Genomic DNA, 20,827 nt, shown 5'->3' on the forward strand with positions numbered 1-20,827 from the left:
CCTTGTGAGAGGGCGTGCGGAACGCCGGGTGCCCGTTGCACCCTTGGGCCTGATGCGATGCGGTCTTCCGCAATTGAGTGTGCATCAGGACTTTCGGAGGCGCCGAGCGATTGCCCGGCGTTCCGCATGCGGTGTTTTTTCGGTTGCTTGCACATCTGCCATGGCGAACGGTCCCATCACCAAAATTAATGTCCCAGGGCGGAGGGACAGGGTAGCCTCAAGCGACTGGGCCGAACGCGTTTCGATTTGGTCGTCCGTCACGCTGTCCAGGGCTCTTTCCATCCGAAGGTCGGCCGTCTCCTTGCCAGTGGCAGTGCTGGCGCAGATCCGTCCTGCCCGAAGACAGACGTCACCCCCAAACCGCGTGACGCCGCATCTCCAGCGTCCACCGCATCCCACCCCGCGAACGTGACGATCGCGATCGCCCCTCTCGGTGGGGCAGGACGGAGGGGAATATAAACCTGACGGAAACATTGTCAACGGGATATAGGAATAAATGTTTGGGCGCTGTCTTCCCGCCCCACACTGTCATTCCCCGGCAAACCAATTGGTTTGCCTGAGGGCGCGGGCGCGTCTTCGCGCACGTGAACCCGGAATCTCGACATGTTCAGCGCAAAACACGTCGGGATTCCGGGTTCGCGCTCTGCCGGCTTCGCCGGCGACGCGCGCCCCGGAATGACAATGGAGAGGTCAGCGCTTCGGATACAAGGAATCGCCCCCTCACCCGTTCTTCGCGAACAGCTCCCGCCCGATCAGCATCCGCCTGATCTCGCTGGTGCCGGCGCCGATCTCGTAGAGTTTGGCGTCGCGCAGCAGGCGGCCGGTGGGATAGTCGTTGATATAGCCATTGCCGCCGAGCAGCTGGATCGCGTCGAGCGCGCATTGCGTGGCGCGTTCCGATGCGTAGAGGATGGCGCCGGCGGCATCCTCGCGGGTGGTTTCGCCGCGGTCGCAGGCTTTCGCGACTGCATAAACGTAAGCGCGGGCCGAACTCAGCGCCACATACATATCGGCGATCTTGCCCTGCACGAGCTGGAAGTTGCCGATCGGCTCACCGAACTGCTTGCGCTCGTGCACATAAGGCTGCGCGACGTCGAGACAGGCCTGCATGATGCCGAGCGGGCCCGCCGCGAGCACCGCGCGCTCGTAATCGAGGCCGGACATCAGGACATTGACGCCACGACCGACCTCGGCGAGCACGTTCTCCTCGGGCACCTCGCAATCCTCGAAAACGAGTTCGCAAGTATCCGAGCCGCGCATACCCAGCTTGTCGAGCTTCTGCGCCGTCGAAAAACCCTTCATGCCCTTTTCGATGATGAAGGCGGTGATACCGCGCGGTCCGGCAGCCGGATCGGTCTTGGCATAGACCACCAGCGTCTGCGCCACCGGGCCATTGGTGATCCACATCTTGTTGCCGTTGAGAACGTAGCGGTCGCCCTTCTTGTCGGCGCGGGTCTTCATCGACACCACGTCCGAGCCCGAGCCCGGCTCGGACATCGCGAGGGATCCCACATGTTCGCCCGAGATCAGCTTCGGCAGATATTTGCGCTTCTGTGCTTCATTACCGTTGCGGCGGAGTTGATTGACGCAGAGGTTGGAATGCGCGCCATAGGACAGTCCCACCGACGCCGAGGCGCGCGAAATCTCTTCTACCGCGATAACGTGTTCGAGATAGCCGAGCCCGGCGCCGCCGAACTCTTCCTCCACCGTGATACCGTGCAGGCCGAGCGCGCCGATCTTGGGCCAGAGATCGAGCGGAAACTGGTTGGTCTTGTCGATGGCTTCGGCGCGCGGCGCGATCTCGTTCTGGGAGAAGTCACGCACGGTCTCGCGAATCGCGTCCGCAGTCTCGCCGAGATCAAAATTGAACATCCGTTGAGCGTTCGCAATCACAGGGTCGCCTCCGGTCAGAACGGCGCGCAAGCGCGCCGGTTTTGTTGATTGAAATCACCATGTCACGGGCCGAACGGGCTGAGAAGAGGCATAAAGTGGTCCTTGCTCTTGGCCGCGCAACGGGTTGTAATTCATCCAAATAAGCCCTCCGGGACCAACCACGGAGGACATGCCAGGGAGAGAACCGATGCTCGATCGCGTCCAGGATTCCGACAGCAGCAAATCCGCCCAAGCCGCCGCTCACGCCCAAGCTTACGGGATGCCGCTCGATGAGTTCGATCCCGGCAATCCCGAACTATTCCGCACCGATACGTTCTGGCCTTATTTCGAACGGCTGCGCCGCGAGGATCCCGTCCACTACTGCAAGGACAGCATGTTCGGACCGTATTGGTCGGTGACCAAGTACAACGACATCATGCAGGTCGAGACCAATCACTCCACCTACTCCTCCGCCGCGGCTTTCGGCGGCATCACCATCCGCGATGCCGGTGTGCAGTTTCGCCGGCCGATGTTCATTGCGACAGATCCGCCGCATCACAGCGCCCAGCGCAAGACCGTGGCGCCGATGTTTGCGCCTCACCACATGGACGAGCTCTCCAGCCTGATCCGCAGCCGTACTGCCGAGGTGCTGGACTCCCTGCCCCGCAACGAGACCTTCGACTGGGTCGATCGCGTGTCGATCGAATTGACCACACAGATGCTGGCAACCCTGTTCGACTTTCCCTGGGAGGAGCGCCGCAAGCTCACCCACTGGTCGGATGTCGCCACAATGTTGCCACCCACGCCTGAGGCCGAGCTGGAGCGGCAGAGAGAACTGCGCGAATGCGGCGAGTATTTCGGGCGACTGTTTCAGGGGCGACTCAATGCGCCGCCGAAGAGCGACCTGATATCGATGATGGCGCATAGCGAGGCCACGCGGCATCTCGATCCGGAGAGTTTTCTCGGCAACATCATTCTGCTGATCGTCGGCGGCAACGATACCACGCGCAATTCGATGTCCGGCGGCGTCTACGCACTCAATCAATTCCCTGGTGAATATGACAAGCTGCGCGCCAACCCGGCGCTGATCGAGAGCATGGTGCCGGAGATCATCCGCTGGCAGACGCCGCTGGCACATATGCGGCGCACGGCGGTGCAGGACACCGAGCTCGGCGGCAAGCAGATCAGGAAGGGGGACAAGGTCGTAATGTGGTACGTCTCGGGTAATCGCGATGACGAGGTCATCGAAAACCCCAACGAATTCATCATCGACCGTGTGCGCCCAAACCGCCATCTGTCATTCGGCTTCGGCATCCACCGCTGCGTCGGCCTCAGACTTGCCGAACTTCAATTGAAGATTGTGTGGGAAGAGATCATCAAGCGCTTCGACAGGATCGAAGTCGTCGGCGTGCCGCGCCGCGTCTTTTCGAGCTTCGTGAAGGGCTACGAGACACTGCCTGTGCGGATCGCTGGCTGAACCAGCGACCGCAACAGCTCAGGATCGATTTTTTGGAGAGCAGACGCCATGAATATCCAAGCCAGGATCAATCCTGACAAAGCCGAGATCCAGCGCGTCGCGCGCGAGATCGCCTATTCGACGCCGCTGAAGGACTTCCATCCCGGCGCGCCGAAACTGTTCGCGACCGATACGCTGTGGCCGTTCTTCGAACGGCTGCGCAAGGAAGAGCCGGTGCATTACTGCACCAATGCACCGATCGAGCCCTACTGGTCGGTGACCAAGTATCACGACATCATGCATGTCGACACCAATCACGGCATCTTCTCGTCCGACGTGAAGCATGGCGGCATCGCGATCCGCGACGTGCCGGAAGGCTATGACTGGCCGAGCTTCATCGCCATGGATGAGCCGAAGCACAGCGCGCAGCGCAAGACCGTGACGCCGATGTTCACGCCAACGCATCTCGACGAGATGGCGGTGCTGATCCGTGGGCGCGTGTGCAAGGTGCTCGACGGACTACCGCGCGGCGAGACCTTCGACTGGGTCGAACGCGTCTCGGTCGAACTCACCACGCAGATGCTTGCGACCCTGTTCGACTTCCCGTGGGAGGAGCGCCGCAAGCTGACGCGCTGGTCGGACGTGTCCACAGCGCTGCCAAAAAGTGGCATCGTGTCGTCGGAGGAAGAGCGCCGCCGCGAGATGGACGAATGCGCCGCCTATTTCCAGAAACTCTGGAATGAGCGCGTGAATTCCGACCCACGGAATGACCTGATTTCCATGATGGCGCATAGCGACGCCACACGCTTCCTGGATCCCGACACGCTGATGGGCAATATCATCCTGCTCATCGTCGGCGGCAACGATACTACCCGCAACACCATGACCGGCTCGGTGCTGGCGCTGAACGAGAACCCCGACCAGTATCAGAAGTTGCGCGACAATCCGTCGCTTATCGAGACCATGGTCCCCGAAGTGATCCGCTGGCAGACGCCGCTGGCGCATATGCGCCGTACCGCCATGCAGGATACTGAGCTCGGCGGCAAGACCATCAAAAAAGGCGACCGCGTGGTGATGTGGTACGTCTCGGGCAACCGCGACGAGGAGGTGATCGAGCGCCCCAACGAGTTCATCATCGACCGCGCGCGGCCCAAGATTCACCTGTCATTCGGTTTTGGCATACACCGCTGCGTGGGCATGCGCCTGGCGGAGTTGCAATTGAGGATCGTTTGGGAGGAGATACTGAAACGGTTCGAGAACATCGAAGTTGTGGGGGAACCCAAGCGCGTGTATTCGAGCTTCGTTAAAGGCTACGAGACCCTGCCGGTTAAAATCACGTAAGACCGCAGAATCTCCTAGCCGGTCAGGATTCATAATTTTCCCCTCAAGAAGAGAAGCTCAATTCCTTGACGAAACACCATCCCGCGGAACAGGACGAATTCCACGATATCCGCGATGCCGTTGCCAAACTGTGCGCACAGTTCCCCGGTGAATACTGGCGCAAGCTCGACCGCGAGATGGCCTATCCGAAGGCTTTTGTCGATGCATTGACGGAAGCCGGCTACCTGTCGGTTCTGATCCCCGAGGAATATGGCGGCTCCGGCCTCAAGCTGTCGGCTGCGGCGGCGATCCTCGAAGAGATCCAGCGCGCCGGTTGCAATGGCGGCGGCTGCCACGCGCAGATGTACACGATGGGCACCGTGCTGCGTCATGGCAATGACGAGCAGAAGGCCAAGTGGCTGCCGAAGATCGCCAGTGGCGAAGTTCGCCTGCAGGCCTTCGGCGTCACCGAGCCGACCTCGGGCACCGACACATCCTCGCTGAAGACGGTGGCGAAGAAGGACGATAACGGCGACTACATCGTCAACGGCCAGAAGATCTGGACCAGCCGCGCCGAATATTCCGACCTGATGGTGCTGCTCGCACGCACCACGCCAAAGGAACAGGCAGCGAAGCGCACCGATGGTCTGTCGGTGTTTCTGGTGGACATGAAGGAGGCCAAGAAGAACGGCCTCGAGATCCGCCCGATCCGCACCATGATGAACCATGCCACCACCGAAGTGTTCTTCACCGACATGAAGGTGCCGGCGGAAAACCTGATCGGTGAAGAGGGCAAGGGCTTCCGCTACATCCTCTCCGGCATGAATGCCGAGCGCATCCTGATCGCCAGCGAATGCGTCGGCGATGCCAAGTGGTTCATCGCCAAGGCGAGCGCTTACGCCAAGGAGCGCCAGGTGTTCGGGCGTCCGATCGGCCAGAACCAGGGCATTCAATTCCCCATCGCCAAGGCCTATGCGAATATGCGCGCGGCCGAACTGATGGTGAAGGAAGCGCTGCGCAAATACGAAGCCGGCGTGGAATGCGGCGCCGAAGCCAACATGGCCAAGATGCTCGCGGCCGATGCGTCCTTCGAAGCGGCCAATGCCTGTATCCAGACCCATGGCGGTTTTGGATTTGCCGAGGAATACGACGTCGAGCGCAAATTCCGCGAGACCCGTCTGTATCAGGTGGCGCCGATCTCGACCAACCTGATCCTGTCCTTCGTGGCCGAGCACGTGCTCGGCATGCCGCGCTCATATTGAGATAGACCCATGCTGCCGCTCAAGGGACTGACCGTCATCGCCGTTGAACAGGCGGTGGCTGCACCATTCTGCAGTTCGCGTCTCGCGGATGCCGGCGCGCATGTCATCAAGATCGAGCGACCCGAAGGCGACTTCGCCCGCGGTTACGACGCCGCGGCGAAGGGCCAGAGCAGCTATTTCGTCTGGCTCAACCGCGGCAAGGATTCCGTCGTCGTTGATCTCTCCACGCCGGACGGTCGCAAGGCCATGGAAGAGCTGATCGCCACCGCCGACGTGCTGATCCAGAACCTCAAGCCCGGGTCGATGGACAAGCTCGGCTTCACCCGCGAGCGGCTGCGCAAGGACTATCCGCGGCTGATCTGCTGCACCATCACCGGCTATGGCGACACCGGCCCCTATGCCCATCGCAAGGCCTATGACCTGCTGATCCAGGCCGAAAGCGGCCTCGCCTCCATCACCGGCGGCCCCGAAGGCCCGTCGCGCGTCGGCGTCTCCATTGTCGATGTCGCCACCGGCGCCGCCGCGCATGCGGCGATCCTGGAAGCGTTGATCGGCCGCTCGGTGACCGGCGAAGGCGCCGATATCCGCATCTCGATGTTCGATGTGATGGCCGACTGGCTCACCGTGCCGCTGCTCAATGCCGAAGCCGGCAACGAGCCGAAGCGCATGGGTCTCGCCCATCCCTCGATCGCGCCCTACGGCGTGTTTCGCTCCAAGGACGGCAAGGACATCCTGATCTCGATCCAGAGCGAGCGCGAGTGGAAGATCCTCTGCGCCAAGGTGCTGGGGAATGCCGACCTCGCCGCCGATCCGCGCCTCGTCAACGGCGTCGAGCGCGTGCGCAACCGCGCCTTCACCGACCAGACCGTCAGCGACATCTTCGGATCGCTCAGCCGCGACGAACTCCTGAAGCGCCTGACCGACGCCGATATCGCCTTTGCCGAAGTGAATACCATGGCGGACCTCACCACCCATCCGCATCTGCGCCGCATCACCGTGAACACGCCGAATGGCGAAGTGTCGTATCCGGCGCCGGCCGCGATCTGGGTCGACGCGCCGCGCAGCTATGGCGCGGTGCCCGGCATCGGCGAAGTGCAGAAGTGAACTTCAAGATCAGACGGAGGTCGCTATGACCGACAAGCTCGACATCGATCATCTCAAGCAGTGGATCGGTCGCACCGACGAGGCCTCCGACGTCGTGACTGCGCAGCTCGTGAAGGGTCTGCGCGCGACGCTGTTTCTCGACATCGGCACGCCGAAGCCCGGCGACGCCGCGCCGTTCACCACACAGTGGTGCCTGGCGCAGCCGGTGGCGGCAATGGACAAGCTCGGCCCCGACGGTCACCCGGCGCGCGGCGGGTTTCTCCCGCCTGTGCCGCTGCCGCGTCGCATGTGGGCGGGCGGTGAAGTGCAGTTCATCGAACCGTTGCTTGTCGGCGACGAGGTCACGCGCTCCTCGAAGATCCTCGACGTCAACCTGAAGACCGGCTCCACCGGCGCGCTTTGCTTCGTCAATGTCGAGCACCTGATCACCACCAAGCGTGGCCTCGCCATCCGCGAGCGCCAGGACATCGTCTATCGCGACATGCCGACCAGCATGGCGCCGCCGGCGCCCGCGCCCAAGGAAGTGCCAAAGGCCCAGCATCAGGAAACGCATTACGCCGATCCCGTGCTGCTGTTTCGCTACAGCGCGCTGACCTTCAACGGTCACCGCATCCATTACGACCGCGACTATGTCACCAAGGTCGAGTTCTATCCGGGGCTCGTGTTTCATGGACCGCTGCAGGCGGCTCTGCTGGTGGAATTCGCGGCTAAGCTGAAGGGTGGCAAGGCGCCCGCGAAATTCAGCTATCGCGGCGTGTCGCCGCTGTTCGATGGCGCGGATTTTTCGGTGAATGCGAACGAGACGGCGGACGGGCTCGACGTCTGGACGGCGAACAATCAGGGCGCGCCGACCATGAAGGCGACGGCGAGCTGGTAGCCGCAGCGACACTCCGACCTAACCTCTCCCCGCATTGCGGGGAGAGGTCGCCGAGTCTTCGCGGCGAGTGAGGGGCATTGCGCTGTAAGAGCCCAACTCACTCCGCTTTCGGATCGCTCAATTCTTCGACCCGAGCATCCTGCAAATTTTGCGGGCTATGTGTCCGCCCCTCACCCCACCCCTCTCCCCGCGCAAGAGCGGGGAGAGGGAGCGACAGCGCGCCTCCGCTCCGTCGGGGCGGTTTTGCGCCTCCTCCCCGATTGACTCCCGGCCCCCTCCTGCTGTTGATGAGTCAACAACACACGGCAGACAACTGCCCGATCCCGTGAGGAAACGACCTTGGCCCGCGACAGCAAGACAACCGCCGCCCGTACTCCCGTCAGTGTCAAAGACGCCACGCTCAATCTGCTGCGCGGCTTCGGCATCAGCAAAGTCTTTGGCAATCCCGGCTCGACGGAACTGCCGTTTCTGTCCGACTGGCCGGACGATATCGATTATGTGCTCGGCCTGCAGGAAGCTTCCGTGATCGGCATGGCCGATGGCTATGCGCAGGCGACGCGCAATGCCGCCTTCGTCAATCTGCATTCCGCCGCCGGCGTCGGCCATGCGCAGGGCAATATCTATACCGCGCACCGCAACCAGACGCCGATGGTCATCACCGCCGGCCAGCAGGCGCGCAGCATCCTGCCGCTGCAGGCGTTTCTCTATGCCGAGCGCGCGTCGGAATTTCCGCGGCCCTATGTAAAATACAGCGTCGAGCCTGCGCGTGCAGAGGATGTGCCCGCCGCGATCGCCCGCGCCTATTATGTCGCGATGCAGCCGCCTTGCGGACCGACTTTCGTGTCGGTGCCGATCGACGACTGGACGCATCAGGCCCAACCTCTTGAGGCGCGCCATGTGAGCCGCGAGCTCGGGCCAGATCCCAAGGCGATGCAGGAACTCGTCGCCGCACTCAACACAAGCAAGAACCCTGCATTGATCGTCGGCCCCGGCATCGACCGCGCAAACGCCGTCGATCTCATGGTCAGCGTTGCTGAGAAAACGAAGGCCGCCGTCTGGGTCAGTCCGTTCTCGGCGCGTTGCAGTTTCCCGGAACTTCATCCGCAATTTGCGGGGTTCCTGCATGCGTCGCCGGCACAACTCTCCGACGCGCTACGCGAACACGATCTGGTCGTCGTGATCGGCGCGCCGGTATTCACCTTCCACGTCGAAGGTCATGCCGCGATCTTCGACGGCGATACCACGATCTTCCAGATCACCGATGATGCGGACTCCGCCGCCGTGGCACCGATCGGTACCAGCATCATCGCGACCATGAAGCCGGCGCTGACGCTGCTACTTGAGCTGCTGCCCGATACCAAACGGGCAGTCGCCAAGGGCCGCATCCTGCCGCCGCCGCCCGCAGGTGCTGACCCGATCCCGATAGATTATCTGCTGCACACGCTGTCGCGGGCCATGCCTGCAGATGCGATGCTGGTGGAAGAGGCACCCTCGCATCGCCCGGCGATGCAGAAGTATCTTCCGATGCGCGGCGCCAACAGTTTCTACACCATGACCTCAGGCGGTCTCGGCCACTCCCTCCCCGCCTCTGTCGGCATGGCACTAGGCTATCCGGATCGGCGCACCGTCTGCCTGATCGGCGATGGCTCGGCGATGTATTCGATCCAGGCACTGTGGACCGCCGCGCAGCGCAAATTGCCTTTAACCATAGTGGTTATCAACAATTCCGGTTACGGCGCGATGCGCTCGTTCAGCCAGGTGATGCAGGTGCGCAATGTTCCCGGGCTGGATCTTCCCGGTCTGGATTTCGTCAAATTGGCGGAAGGCATGGGCGCGCATGCGGTGCGCGTCAGCAAATCATCGGAACTTACGGGTGCATTTACTGCCAGTCTGCAACATCCGGGCGTCAGCCTTGTCGAAGTCATCGTCGACTCGGCCGTTCCCGTGCTTTATGGACAGAAGCACTGATATGACGGGATCATAACGGAAGGTCAGGCATGACGAAGCAGGCAAGCGACTCCTCGAAGAAAACGCACAGCTCCCACTGGGGTGCCTTTTCCGGACAATGGGTCGACGGCAAGCTGGTCATCACACCGCATCCGATCGATCCCGATCCGAATCCGATCATTCAGAATTTCCCCGAGGCGCTCCGCCACAAGGCGCGCATCGCCAAGCCGATGGTGCGCCGTGGCTGGCTTGAGAATGGGCCGGGCCCGGACGAGCGTCGCGGCCGCGACGCATTCGTCGAGATGGAGTGGGACGAGGTGCTCGACCTGCTCGCCGGCGAGCTGAAGCGCGTCAAGGACACCTACAGTGCCAAGGCGATCTATGGCGGCTCCTATGGCTGGTCGAGCGCGGGGCGTTTCCATCATGCGCAGAGCCAGATCCATCGGTTTCTGAATGTCGCGCTTGGCGGCTATGTGCGTTCGGTCAACAGCTACTCGGCCGGCGCATCGACGGTTCTCATTCCGCACATCCTCGGCAACTACGAAGACATGACCCGCCGCAATATCGGCTGGGATGAAATCGTCGAGCACACCGATATTATTCTCGCCTTCGGCGGCATGAACACCAAGAACTCGCGCGTTGCCGGCGGCGGCATCAGCAAGCACACCGAACATCGCGACATGATCGCACTGAGCAAGCGCGGCGGCGAACTCGTGCTGATCTCGCCGCTGAAGAGTGACCTGCCGGATGAAGTGAACCAGGACTGGGTCGCCGCGCGTCCCGGCACCGATGTGGCACTGATGCTCGGCATCGCGCACACCGCGGTGATGGACGGCACGCATGATCGCGCCTTCCTCGCCAGCCACACCCATGGCTGGGATACGTTCGAAGATTATCTGATGGGCCGCAGCGACGGCCAGCCGAAGGATGCCGCCTGGGCTGCCGGCATCACCGGCCTCACCGCCGACGCTATTTTCACGCTGGCGCGTCGCCTGCCCGGCAAGCGCGCGCTATTCGTGGTCGCGCATTCGCTGCAGCGCGCGAAGCATGGCGAGCAACCAGTCTGGATGGCCTCGGTGCTGTCGGCGATGTTCGGACAATCGGGCCTGCCCGGCGGCGGCTTCGGCTATGCGCTCGGCGCCATCGCAAACTATGGTCGTCGCCAGAATGCCGTGCCGATCGCCGGCCTGCCGCAGGGCAAGAACGGCGTCAGCGAATTCATCCCGGTGGCGCGTGTCAGCGACATGCTGCTCAATCCCGGCGCACCGTTCGAATATAACGGCGCGCATATGACCTATCCGGATATCAAGCTGGTCTATTGGGCCGGCGGAAATCCGTTCCATCACCATCAGGACCTCAATCGCCTGCGCAAGGCCTTTGCGCAGGTCGATACGCTGGTGGTGCATGACCTCGCCTGGACCGCATCGGCACGCCATGCCGACTTCGTGCTCCCCTGCACCATGAGCCTGGAGCGCGAGGACATCGGCTCGTCGCAGACCGATCCGATGATGGTGGCGATGCATCAGATGGCCGAGCCGTTTGGCGACGCGCGCGACGACTATGCGATCTTCACCGGCCTCGCTGAGCGCCTCGGCAAATCGCACGAGTTCACCGAGGGCCGCACGCCGCGTGAATGGCTGAAACATCTCTATCAGCCGACGTACGATGGCCTGGTCGCCAAGGGTCTCGACGCGCCTGACTTCGACGCCTTCTGGACGGCCGGCGAAGTCATGCTGCCGCAGCTACCGCTGGATGGCGGCACGCTGCGCGCCTTCCGGGAAGACCCTGAGGGCACGCCGCTGCCGACCACCAGCGGCAAGATCGAGATCACGTCCGACACCATCGCCAGTTTCGGTTACGATGACTGCCCCGGCCATCCGGTGTGGCTGACGCCGGAAGACACCGTCGATGCGACCAATCCCTTGCAGCTCGTCGCCAACCAGCCGGCGTCGCGTCTGCACAGCCAGCTCGACTTCGGCGGCCATAGCAGCGCCGAGAAGCGCCGCGGCCGCGAAGTGGCCCGCATGCATCCGGTCGATGCGGATGTGCGCGGCATCAAGGACGGCGACATCATCAGGCTGTTCAACCAACGCGGTTCGTGCCTCGCCTCGGTGGTGGTCACCGAAGACGTCATGGCCGGCGTTGTGCAGCTGCCGACCGGCGCCTACTACGATCCCGAGGATCCGAACGAGGAGAAGCCGCTCTGCGTGCACGGCAATCCGAACGTGCTGACGCGGGACACCGGTACCTCGCGCCTCGCGCAAGGCTGCACCGGCCAGCTCACGGTGGTGAATGTCGAGAAGTTCACCGGCAACCTGCCGCCGATCCAGGCCTATGATCCGCCGGTCCCGGTGATCTGGCCACGGCCGCCGAAGCTCGAAGCAGCGGAGTGATCTTACCTCTCCCCGCTCTTTACGGGGAGAGCGACTGTCTTGTTGGTCAAGCGTTTTGATGCTGCCATGGGGTCTTGTCTCGCAGGATGGCGTTGAGGATGGTGAGCAGCTTGCGGGCGAGGGCGATGATAGCGACGAGCTTGGGCTTGCCGGCGGCGACAAGCTTGTCGCGGAACAGTTTGAGCTGCGGATTGAAGCGGGCGGCCACCATCGCTCCCATGAACAACACGCGGCGTACATTGGCCCGGCCGCCGCCGATGAAGCTCTTGCCGCGCCACTGGCCGGATTGCCGAGTCCATGGCGCCAAACCGGCGAGCGCCGCAATCTGACGACGATCTAGTGTGCCGAGCTCCGGCAGTTCGGCAATCAGGCTGCGCGCGATGGTCGGACCGATGCCGGGCACCGACACCAGCAAGTCTTCTTTCTCGGCCCAGGCCGGCGATCCCCGCACGTGATCGCCGATGTCGTCGTCCAGTTCGGACAACTCCTTCTCCAGTGCCTTGTGGAGCCGGGCGATGCTCTTCTTCAGCCGCAGATTGCTGACGCGCCGTGCACGCTGGCTTTCCGCGGCAATCATCTCGACGATCTGGCGCCGACGTGCCACCAGATCGGCTAGCAGCCGCGTCGTCGCATCGGGAAGCGGCCGCAGTTGCGGTTTGGTCGCCTCGGCAAAATGCGCGATCACCATGGCATCGATCGGATCGGTCTTGGCGCGCTTGCCGAGGGCATTGGCAAAGGCGCGCACCTGCGCCGGATTGACCACCACCACAGGCAGATCGGCGCCGGCCAATCCTGCGGCGACGACCGTCTCAAAGCCGCCCGTCGCCTCGATCGCCACCATCCGTGGCGGCCGCGCTTTCAGCCGCGCGATCAGATCATCGATCCCCGCACCATTGCGGGCAACCGCAAAACTCTCACCGCCCGGACGCAACGCCACATCCAGCCGATCCTTCGACACATCGATGCCAACATAAATCGCGTCCATCTGATCCCATCCTTGCGCAACCGGGCTTGCTGAGCGGCCCAAGCGACTGTTCGGGTTCGATGGAACGGCAAGCAAGGACCCGCGCTCTCCCACGGGCTTGGTGTCCCTCAGGTCACTCGGTCTCCCGCCTGCCACCGCTCCGCACAACTTAGCAGATCCGGCGGCTGGCAAGTTACAAGGTCGCCGCGTCTTCGCGGCGGGTGAGGGGCCGCGCGCGACATTCGCCACAGCGCCAGTCTCTCGGGCTGTGAAATTCCTTGAACGACACGGCATCATTCAGAGAGATCCGAGAGGGCTTCTGTGTGGCTAGCCGCGTGCCCAGCCCCTCACCCGGCGCTGCGCGCCGACCTCTCCCCGCAAATGCGGGGCGAGGTTAAGGAAGGCCCTGCGCCCCTCACTTCGTCCCAAACGTCTCCCGCATCTTCGCCTGGATCTTGGCCATGCCGCCGATCCAGCGGTCGTAGTTCTCGGTCTTCTTGCGCATGTAGTCGATAACCTGCTTGTGCGGCAGGATCAGGAACGTCTCCGCCTCGATCCCCGCGAGCGCATCCTGCGCCACCTGCTCCGGCGACAGGTTGCCGTCATTGGATTGCGGGCCCTTCGGAATGTTCTTCAGCATGTTGGTATCGACGCCCTGCGGGCACAGGATCGAGACCTTGATGTTATCTGCTCGGTGGGAGATCGCGAGATTTTCGGCGAACCCCACCGCGGCATGTTTGGTGGTCGAGTAGGCCGGGCTGCCGACTTGCGAGAGGAGCCCCGCGGCAGAGATCGTGTTGAGGAAGTAGCCGCCGCCGCGCGCTTTGTAGAGCGGGATCAGATGCCGCGCCGCATAGACATGGGCCATCACATGAATCGCCCAGCTCTTCGCCCATGGTTCATCCGACGTGCCACCGGCATTCGGGCTCATGGGATCGAAGCCGCCGCCGATGCCAGCATTGGAGCAGAACAAAGCGATCGGCCCATAATGCCGTTCGGTCAGTTCGATCACATGCTGGATGTCTTTTTCCTTGCCGACATCGCATCGGAACGCGGCGCCGCCGATGGCCTCCGCAACGGCCGTCGCCCGCTCACCATCGAGATCGACGACGACGACTTTCGCTGCGCCTGCTTTATGAAATGTCTCGCATAGCGCCTGGCCGATGCCATTGGCGCCACCGGTCACGACGACGACCTTGCCGTCTACCCGCATGCCGCACTCCCTTTGTTTGTTTTTGTCTCTTATTAGAGCATGATCTGATCCGAAAACCGGTACCCACTTTTCGGGATGATGCTCTAGGTGCTCAGCACCATGTCGAGCACGGCCGTATAGTGGCATGCGGCGCCGAGCAGGACAAATGCGTGCCAGATGGCGTTCTGGAAACGCAGCCGCTGCCAGGCGTGGAATACGACGCCCAGCGTATACAGCGTGCCGCCGGCGGCGACGAACCACATGGTGAGCGGCGGCAGCGGCGTGAACACTGCGTCATAGGCCATCAGCCCACTCCAGCCCATGGCGAGATAGAGCACCACGGCGAGCCGATCGAAACGGCCGGGATAAACGAGCTTGATGACGATGCCGGTGATGGCGACGCTCCACACGCCGGCGAGCAGCGAGATCGCGAGCCGTGTGTTGGCGATCTGCGCAAAGAACGGCGTGTACGTCGCCGCGATCAGAAGATAGATCGCGGAGTGATCGAAGCGACGCAGGAACCACTTTCGCGGTGACACCGGCCACATATTGTAGATGGCCGACAGCACCAGCATGGCCAGCAGGCCAACGGAATAGACCGAGACGGTCACGACCTCATACGCCGTCGCAAACACGGCGGCGAGCACGATGAGGACGGTGGCGGCGATCAGGCCGGAGAACACGCCGAGACCGTGAACGATGCCGTCGGCGATCAGTTCGGCACGGTCGTAATTCCAGCGGATCGCGCCGGCCACCATGTGAGCGGAATTACTGGTCAGTTCTTTGAATCGGAAAACGGTCATGGTGGCGTCAACCCGGCCGGTGCGATGCGGTGAGCTTGCCCCGTAAGCCCGCCTGTGACTTCCCCTGAAATCAGCGATAGATCATAGGCTGGAGATCGTCAACGAAAGCCAAACGACGAAGTAACGACGCTTTCGTGACGAACTTGATTTCAGTCAGACAATCGCCATTTTGAGAGGCAGACCAACACCCGCGCACCATTCACCATGATGAGCTTTCCCGCACGATGCCCAGCCTGTCCGAACTCGTCGAAGAAGCACGGCTGTCCGCGCGCGCATTGCTCGATTATGGCGATGGTCTGTTCAATCCCACGGTGCGGCTTGGGGTCACAGGTCTGTCGCGCGCCGGCAAGACGGTCTTCATTACCGCGCTGGTGCATGGCCTGACGCGCGGCGGACGCTTTCCCGTCTTCGAGTCGCTCGCCACCGGACGCATCGCCAAGGCGCGTCTCGCGCCGCAGCCCGACGATGCCGTTCCCCGGTTCGCCTATGAAGAGCATCTGCGCACGCTGATCGACGACCGCCGCTGGCCGAACTCCACCACCGATATCAGCGAGCTGCGTCTGGTCATCGACTATCAGCGCACGAGCGGCGCCGACCGCACGCTGACCCTCGACATCGTCGACTATCCCGGCGAATGGCTGCTCGACCTGCCGCTGCTCAACAAGAGCTATGAGGAATGGTCCGCGGAGAGCCTTGAGCTGTCGCGGCAAGGACCGCGCAGGGCGCTGGCTGCGGCGTTTCACGCGCATCTCGCCACGCTCGATCCCAATGCGCCAGAGAATGAGCAGGCGACGCTGATCGCAGCAAAACTCTTCACCGACTATCTGCGCGCCTGCCGCGACGAACGCTTTGCCATGAGCCTGCTGCCGCCGGGCCGCTTCCTGATGCCCGGCAATCTCGCGGGCTCGCCGGCGCTCACCTTTGCGCCGCTCGACGTCGCCAGCGATGGCAGTGCACCGGATGGTTCGCTGTGGGCGATGATGAAGCGACGCTATGAGGCCTACAAGGACGTCGTCGTCCGCCCTTTCTTCCGCGATCACTTCTCCAGGCTGGATCGGCAAATCGTACTCGTCGATGCGCTCTCCGCCTTCAACGCGGGACCCGAAGCACTGCACGATCTCGAAGCCGCCCTCGCCGGCATTCTCGATTGTTTCCGTATCGGCCGTAGCACGATCCTCAGCACGCTATTCCGCCCGCGCGTCGATCGCATCCTGTTTGCGGCGACCAAGGCCGATCATCTCCATCATCTCAGCCACGATCGGCTGGAAGACGTGCTGCGGCGAACCGTGACCAAGGCCGTGTCTCGCTCGGAACTCGCCGGCGCATCGGTTGACGTCGTCGCCATCGCTGCGGTGCGCGCCACCAAGGAAGCGCTGGTACAACGAGGCCGCGACAAGCTGCCATCGATATTGGGAACGCCGATCGCCGGCGAGGTCGCCAATGGCGAGACGTTCGACGGCGAGACCGAAGTCGCGACCTTCCCCGGCGATCTGCCGACCGATCTCGATGGCTTGTTCACCGGCGGTTCTTTCAAAGGCCTCTCGACAGATGCCGCCGACAAGGCCGACTATCGCTTCCTGCGCTTCCGCCCGCCGCTGCTCACGCGCGATGGCGGCGAGGAGCCGGCGCTGCCTCACATCCGCCTCGACCGCGCGCTCCAGTTCCTGATCGGAGACAGGCTGCAATGACCGACCGTACGCGCCGCCCGGCCACGTTCCGGCTCGACGATCCCCACGTCACCGTCATGGACGCCGACGAGGACGCCGGCCACCTCAAACGCGGCACCATCCGCATCACGCCCGAAGCCGATCCGATGGCGATGCCCGTCGTCATCGACGAGCCGCTACGGCCGGTGCGATCAGGTTTCCGCTGGGGCACGCTGTTCTGGACCGGGCTCGGCGGCCTCGTGCTGCTCGGCACGGGTCTCGGCGTCACGCGACTGGTCCGTGACCTGTTCGCCATCAATGACGGCCTCGGCTTTCTCGGCCTCGGCTTCGCGGCACTGGTCAGCATCGCGCTGATCGCCATCATCACACGCGAAGCGCTGAGCCTGATGCGGCTCGCCACCATCGAGAAGCTGCATGCGCGCGCGCTGGCCGTGATCGCCAGCGACGACCGCGCCGAGAGCCGCGCCGTTCTCGCCGACCTGCTGAAACTCGCTCATACCAATCCGCGCCTCGCCCGCGCGCGCACGGCTCTGCAGGGCCATGCCGATGACATCATCGACGGCGCCGATCTCATTCGCGTGGCCGAACGCGAATTGATGAGCCCGCTCGACATCGAAGCGCGTCGCCTTGTCTCGGTCGCCGCGCAGCGCGTCTCGGTGGTGACGGCCGTCAGCCCGCGCGCGGTGGTCGATGTGCTGTTCGTCGCCGCCGCGGCGATCCGGTTGGTCCGGCAGCTCGCAAAACTCTATGGCGGCCGGCCGGGAACGCTCGGGATGATCACGCTGATGCGTCATGCCATCAGCCATCTCGCCATCACCGGCGGCATGGCCGCCAGCGACAGCATGATCCAGCAGGTGCTCGGCCACGGCATTGCGGCAAAGCTCTCGCAGCGGCTCGGCGAAGGCGTGCTCAATGGCCTGCTCACTGCGCGCCTGGGTCTCGCCGCCATCGACGTGACGCGGCCATTGCCGTTCACGGCGCTGCCACGCCCGCAGCTTGGCGATCTCGCGAAGGATCTGCTGCGCAAGCGCGACGGAGAAGAGAATACGTAATCCGCACGACTTCAAGACCGCTGCCACGCAGTCGACCTCAACGTCGAACGGGCCATGCCACCCTGCAACGATGAAAAAGCCGCGCGCCGGCGGATCCGCAGAGAAGTAACGCGCATAAACCCGATTGATGGTTTCGAACTGATCGGCCCCCGTGCAATAGACGTTGCACTTGATCACCCTGTCGATCGATGAGCCCGCAGCCGTAAGGCACAGCGCCATCTGATCGAGGACAATCTCGATCTGCCGCTCCAGCGGGAAGCGCTTGATCTCCCCGGTCTCGGGATCATAGGGCGGCAATTGCGAGACATAGACGAGATCGCCATAGCGCACGGCCGGCGCGACTGGAACCTTTCGTGCCTCGAAATAGGATGAGAACGGTTCGACGCGAATGAACTGTGCCTGCATGTTTCCGCTCCCGGCTGCCATGATTGATCGCATCATCGCACGGGGGACGGCTGGCGCCGGGCCAATTGGTTCGGCGCCGGCCGAACCGACGGGAGTGGCGGAATATCCGGCGAGCCGCTACGCTGGGATATGGTCGCCTCCGCAAACATGGTCGAAGTCGCAGCGCTGGTTGGCGACACTGCGCGCGCGACCATGCTTGCGGCACTCATGGGAGGTCAGGCGCTCACGGCAACCGAGCTGGCGTTTCAGGCGCGGATATCCCGCCCCACCGCGAGCGAACATTTGGCTCAGCTGCTCAACGCGCGATTGATATCGGTGACACCGAGCGGACGGTTTCGTTACTATCGGATCACATCACCGCTCGTGGCCCAGATGCTGGAAAGCATGATCGCCGTCGCGGCCCTGGAAATGCCACCGAGGCATCGACCGCGCTCCGCCCGCGATGAAGCGTTGTGCCTTGCACGCAGTTGCTACGATCACATGGCCGGACGGTTGGGCGTTGCAGTCGCGGACGCGCTGATCGAACGAGACTACATGCATCTGAGCGCAGACGGCGGAGTGCTTACCGACGCAGGCCACCGCTTCCTCTGCGACTTCGGAGCCAGGCTTGAAACCGACCGTCGCAGCAAGCGCATCTTCTGCCGGGCCTGCCTGGACTGGAGCGAGCGGCGCTATCATGTGGGTGGATTGGTCGGCGCCGAGCTGCAACGGCGGTTTCTGGAACTCGGATGGGTTGCGCGAACGGGCGCGACTCGCGCCTTTAAAGTAACGGATGCCGGCAAGGTTGAATTGAAAGATATATTTGGCATCGACCTGGACGTCGCATGCACCAATCGCGGCCTCCTTTCGCCTCGTCAGCCGGGAGAGAGTCCTCAGCGCGCCGCCAGCTGAATGCGTGACGGCACAGACATTTCGGCCAGCGCCGGCCAGCGATAGAACGGTGTATCAGGCTTCGGCGTCAGGTCAGGCGTCCAGCCGGTGAGCTTGTCGATCGCATAGTGCTTCATGGCCGTGCCGCGCCAGATGGTATCGACTTCGGTGACAGGCGTGAGCACTGCACTCGTCGTCGCCAGCAGCGGGCGCTGGTTGTCCGCGGTCTGCGCGATGTAAAGTCCAGTGTGCCCCTTAATTCTGTCCATACCGGGATCGCGGAAGCCGATAAATCTGGCGCGCTCGTTGACCTGCACCACCGGCACCTTGTCCTTCAGATGCCAGCGCAGCATCGCATAGGTGCGGTAGTCGGTCGTCGCGATCCAGGTGGCGCCGGTGCTCTTCATCTCAGCCAGTGCGCGATCGGCCAACACCTGATAGCCGCCCTCGCCGCCGAGCGGATCGTTCTTGCCGATCAGGTTCCACGGCGCGGCCACGCTGTAGAGGAAGACCAGCACCACCAGCGGAATGCCGGTGGCGATGGCGGCGATGCTCCAGCCATAGGAGGCACGCACCATGCGCTGCGACCAGCCGTCGCCCGCGAGCTTCGTCAGGTTGATCGCCGCCGCAGCGATGCCGGCGGGCCACAGGAACATCGGCCAGGTATCGCCCACACGCAGGGTCAGCGACTTCCATGCAAAGAAAAAAACCGGCACCAATACGCAGGTGGCGAGCAGGATCGCGACCGGTTCGCGGCGGCGATAGCCACGCCATGCCGTGACGACAACCGCGGAGAGAATGACCGGCATCAGGATGAAGCCGACCTGACCGAACTGCAGGCCGAGAAAATCGCCGAGCGTGCGCAGCGACACCTCGTTGTTCGTGGTGGCGCGGATGAACTGGAACCTGAACGATGCCCAGTCGTGGCCGGCATTCCAGATCAGGACCGGCGACGAGATCGCCAGTGCGATCAGCACGGCCAGCCATGGATACGGGCTGCGCAGCCAGCGCCCGCGCCATTCCGGCACCAGCATGAAAGCGAGAATGCCCGGTACGAACATCACCACGGTCAGCTTCGACAGCAGCGCGAGACCACCGAAGACGCCGGCCGCGAGCCACCAGCGCCCGTCATGGCTTTCGGCAAGCCGCACCAGCGACCACAGCATCGCCATGGCGAACGGGATCAACGCGACATCCGGCGCGACCTTGGCCATCAGCAATCCGTAATACAGCGCCGCTTCCGACATCAGCACCGTCAGCAGCACCGCGCGCAGATCCTGCGTGACGCGGCGAACGATGTCGGCGAGCAGCAATTGCGTCACCGCCATCGCCACGATGCCGGCGAAACGCGCGCCGAAATTGGTGTCGCCAAAGATCAGCGTGCCTGCACGGATGAACCATGAGATCATCGGCGGATGATCGAGGAACGACAGCACGTTTTCCTTCGACCAGGTCCAGTAATAGGCCTCGTCGGTGCGCAGATCGAACAGCCCGGCATAGACCAGCCGCATCGCTGTCAGCGCGACCAGCAATGCACCGATCACCCAAAAGGCGCGGCGGGAGACATTCCGATCGAGGTAAGGGTCGGGAAAAGACGTCATCGCCGAGCTTTTCGGCGGACTTCGCCATGCTGTCAACTTGTT

General features: G+C 63.1%; 15 protein-coding genes and 1 pseudogene. 10 read left to right on the forward strand and 6 right to left on the reverse strand.

The genetic code is table 11. From position 1 onward, the window contains the following. Nucleotides 1-720: 720 nt before the first annotated feature. On the reverse strand, nt 721-1,893 hold the full coding sequence (locus tag AB8B20_RS10925) for an isovaleryl-CoA dehydrogenase (RefSeq protein WP_089265707.1): 1,173 nt from the start codon (nt 1,891-1,893) through the stop codon (nt 721-723). A 259-nt stretch (nt 1,894-2,152) separates the two neighbouring features. On the opposite strand from AB8B20_RS10925, the gene AB8B20_RS10930 reads away from it, so the two are divergent. From AB8B20_RS10930 to AB8B20_RS10960, 7 genes are all read left to right on the forward strand, one after another. Next, entirely contained in the window at nt 2,153-3,349 is a 1,197-nt protein-coding gene (locus tag AB8B20_RS10930) for a cytochrome P450 (protein ID WP_439073061.1), read from the forward strand. Nucleotides 3,350-3,397: 48 nt separating this feature from the next. Beyond that, nucleotides 3,398-4,669 (forward strand): cytochrome P450, encoded by a 1,272-nt coding sequence (locus tag AB8B20_RS10935; protein WP_439072565.1) that lies wholly within the window; start codon nt 3,398-3,400, stop codon nt 4,667-4,669. 65 nt (nt 4,670-4,734) lie between these two features. Continuing rightward, nucleotides 4,735-5,910 carry an acyl-CoA dehydrogenase family protein gene (locus AB8B20_RS10940; RefSeq protein WP_439072566.1) on the forward strand — a complete coding sequence of 392 codons (1,176 nt, stop codon included), beginning with the start codon at nt 4,735-4,737 and terminating at the stop codon, nt 5,908-5,910. 9 nt (nt 5,911-5,919) lie between these two features. Continuing rightward, nucleotides 5,920-7,014 carry a CaiB/BaiF CoA transferase family protein gene (locus AB8B20_RS10945; RefSeq protein ID WP_439072567.1) on the forward strand — a complete coding sequence of 365 codons (1,095 nt, stop codon included), beginning with the start codon at nt 5,920-5,922 and terminating at the stop codon, nt 7,012-7,014. Nucleotides 7,015-7,039: 25 nt separating this feature from the next. Beyond that, nucleotides 7,040-7,891 carry an FAS1-like dehydratase domain-containing protein gene (locus AB8B20_RS10950; protein WP_439072569.1) on the forward strand — a complete coding sequence of 284 codons (852 nt, stop codon included), beginning with the start codon at nt 7,040-7,042 and terminating at the stop codon, nt 7,889-7,891. A 339-nt stretch (nt 7,892-8,230) separates the two neighbouring features. Continuing rightward, complete coding sequence (gene mdlC, locus AB8B20_RS10955) at nt 8,231-9,859, forward strand: benzoylformate decarboxylase (protein WP_439072570.1); 1,629 nt, start codon at nt 8,231-8,233, stop codon at nt 9,857-9,859. Between the two features lie 29 nt (nt 9,860-9,888). Continuing rightward, nucleotides 9,889-12,231 (forward strand): molybdopterin guanine dinucleotide-containing S/N-oxide reductase, encoded by a 2,343-nt coding sequence (locus AB8B20_RS10960; protein WP_439072571.1) that lies wholly within the window; start codon nt 9,889-9,891, stop codon nt 12,229-12,231. A gap of 46 nt (nt 12,232-12,277) precedes the next feature. Here AB8B20_RS10960 and AB8B20_RS10965 read toward each other — a convergent pair whose 3' ends face one another. The 3 genes from AB8B20_RS10965 to trhA form a co-directional block, all read right to left on the reverse strand. Then, nucleotides 12,278-13,216 (reverse strand): IS110 family transposase, encoded by a 939-nt coding sequence (locus tag AB8B20_RS10965; protein ID WP_439072572.1) that lies wholly within the window; start codon nt 13,214-13,216, stop codon nt 12,278-12,280. Between the two features lie 394 nt (nt 13,217-13,610). Next, complete coding sequence (locus tag AB8B20_RS10970) at nt 13,611-14,408, reverse strand: SDR family oxidoreductase (RefSeq protein WP_439072573.1); 798 nt, start codon at nt 14,406-14,408, stop codon at nt 13,611-13,613. A gap of 83 nt (nt 14,409-14,491) precedes the next feature. Then, nucleotides 14,492-15,190, reverse strand: a complete 699-nt coding sequence (gene trhA, locus AB8B20_RS10975; RefSeq protein WP_089265299.1) for a PAQR family membrane homeostasis protein TrhA — start codon at nt 15,188-15,190, stop codon at nt 14,492-14,494. A gap of 224 nt (nt 15,191-15,414) precedes the next feature. Between trhA and AB8B20_RS10980 the strand changes: the two genes are divergently transcribed. Then, a complete protein-coding gene (locus tag AB8B20_RS10980) occupies nt 15,415-16,878 on the forward strand; it encodes a YcjX family protein (RefSeq protein WP_439072574.1) in 1,464 nt (487 codons plus the stop codon). Continuing rightward, nucleotides 16,875-17,909: a YcjF family protein gene (locus AB8B20_RS10985; protein ID WP_439072575.1), complete on the forward strand. Its 1,035-nt coding sequence runs from the start codon at nt 16,875-16,877 to the stop codon at nt 17,907-17,909. The genes AB8B20_RS10980 and AB8B20_RS10985 overlap by 4 nt, the downstream gene beginning before the upstream one ends. Nucleotides 17,910-17,936: 27 nt before the next feature. Here the strand turns inward: AB8B20_RS10985 and AB8B20_RS10990 are convergent. Continuing rightward, nucleotides 17,937-18,350: pseudogene (locus AB8B20_RS10990) on the reverse strand (RidA family protein); the annotation flags it as partial. Between the two features lie 111 nt (nt 18,351-18,461). Between AB8B20_RS10990 and AB8B20_RS10995 the strand changes: the two are divergent. After that, the gene (locus AB8B20_RS10995; protein WP_439072576.1) at nt 18,462-19,205 is read left to right on the forward strand and encodes an ArsR/SmtB family transcription factor; all 744 of its coding nucleotides are present in this window, start codon (nt 18,462-18,464) and stop codon (nt 19,203-19,205) included. Here AB8B20_RS10995 and AB8B20_RS11000 read toward each other — a convergent pair. Further along, complete coding sequence (locus AB8B20_RS11000; protein WP_439072578.1) at nt 19,187-20,785, reverse strand: glycosyltransferase family 39 protein; 1,599 nt, start codon at nt 20,783-20,785, stop codon at nt 19,187-19,189. The genes AB8B20_RS10995 and AB8B20_RS11000 overlap by 19 nt on opposite strands. Nucleotides 20,786-20,827: the final 42 nt, after the last annotated feature.

Source organism: Tardiphaga sp. 866_E4_N1_4 (genome assembly GCF_052076075.1).
Taxonomy (GTDB): Bacteria; Pseudomonadota; Alphaproteobacteria; order Rhizobiales; family Xanthobacteraceae; genus Tardiphaga; species Tardiphaga robiniae.

What these genes read in the sequence shown, in the direction of transcription:
- trhA (WP_089265299.1), bottom strand. Translation starts at nt 15,190, where the DNA reads ATGACCGTTTTCCGATTCAAAGAACTGACCAGTAATTCCGCTCACATG.
- AB8B20_RS11000 (WP_439072578.1), bottom strand. Translation starts at nt 20,785, where the DNA reads ATGACGTCTTTTCCCGACCCTTACCTCGATCGGAATGTCTCCCGCCGC.
- AB8B20_RS10965 (WP_439072572.1), bottom strand. Translation starts at nt 13,216, where the DNA reads ATGGACGCGATTTATGTTGGCATCGATGTGTCGAAGGATCGGCTGGAT.
- AB8B20_RS10970 (WP_439072573.1), bottom strand. Translation starts at nt 14,408, where the DNA reads ATGCGGGTAGACGGCAAGGTCGTCGTCGTGACCGGTGGCGCCAATGGC.
- AB8B20_RS10985 (WP_439072575.1), top strand. Translation starts at nt 16,875, where the DNA reads ATGACCGACCGTACGCGCCGCCCGGCCACGTTCCGGCTCGACGATCCC.
- AB8B20_RS10945 (WP_439072567.1), top strand. Translation starts at nt 5,920, where the DNA reads ATGCTGCCGCTCAAGGGACTGACCGTCATCGCCGTTGAACAGGCGGTG.
- AB8B20_RS10960 (WP_439072571.1), top strand. Translation starts at nt 9,889, where the DNA reads ATGACGAAGCAGGCAAGCGACTCCTCGAAGAAAACGCACAGCTCCCAC.
- AB8B20_RS10950 (WP_439072569.1), top strand. Translation starts at nt 7,040, where the DNA reads ATGACCGACAAGCTCGACATCGATCATCTCAAGCAGTGGATCGGTCGC.
- AB8B20_RS10980 (WP_439072574.1), top strand. Translation starts at nt 15,415, where the DNA reads ATGCCCAGCCTGTCCGAACTCGTCGAAGAAGCACGGCTGTCCGCGCGC.
- AB8B20_RS10930 (WP_439073061.1), top strand. Translation starts at nt 2,153, where the DNA reads ATGCCGCTCGATGAGTTCGATCCCGGCAATCCCGAACTATTCCGCACC.
- AB8B20_RS10935 (WP_439072565.1), top strand. Translation starts at nt 3,398, where the DNA reads ATGAATATCCAAGCCAGGATCAATCCTGACAAAGCCGAGATCCAGCGC.
- AB8B20_RS10995 (WP_439072576.1), top strand. Translation starts at nt 18,462, where the DNA reads ATGGTCGAAGTCGCAGCGCTGGTTGGCGACACTGCGCGCGCGACCATG.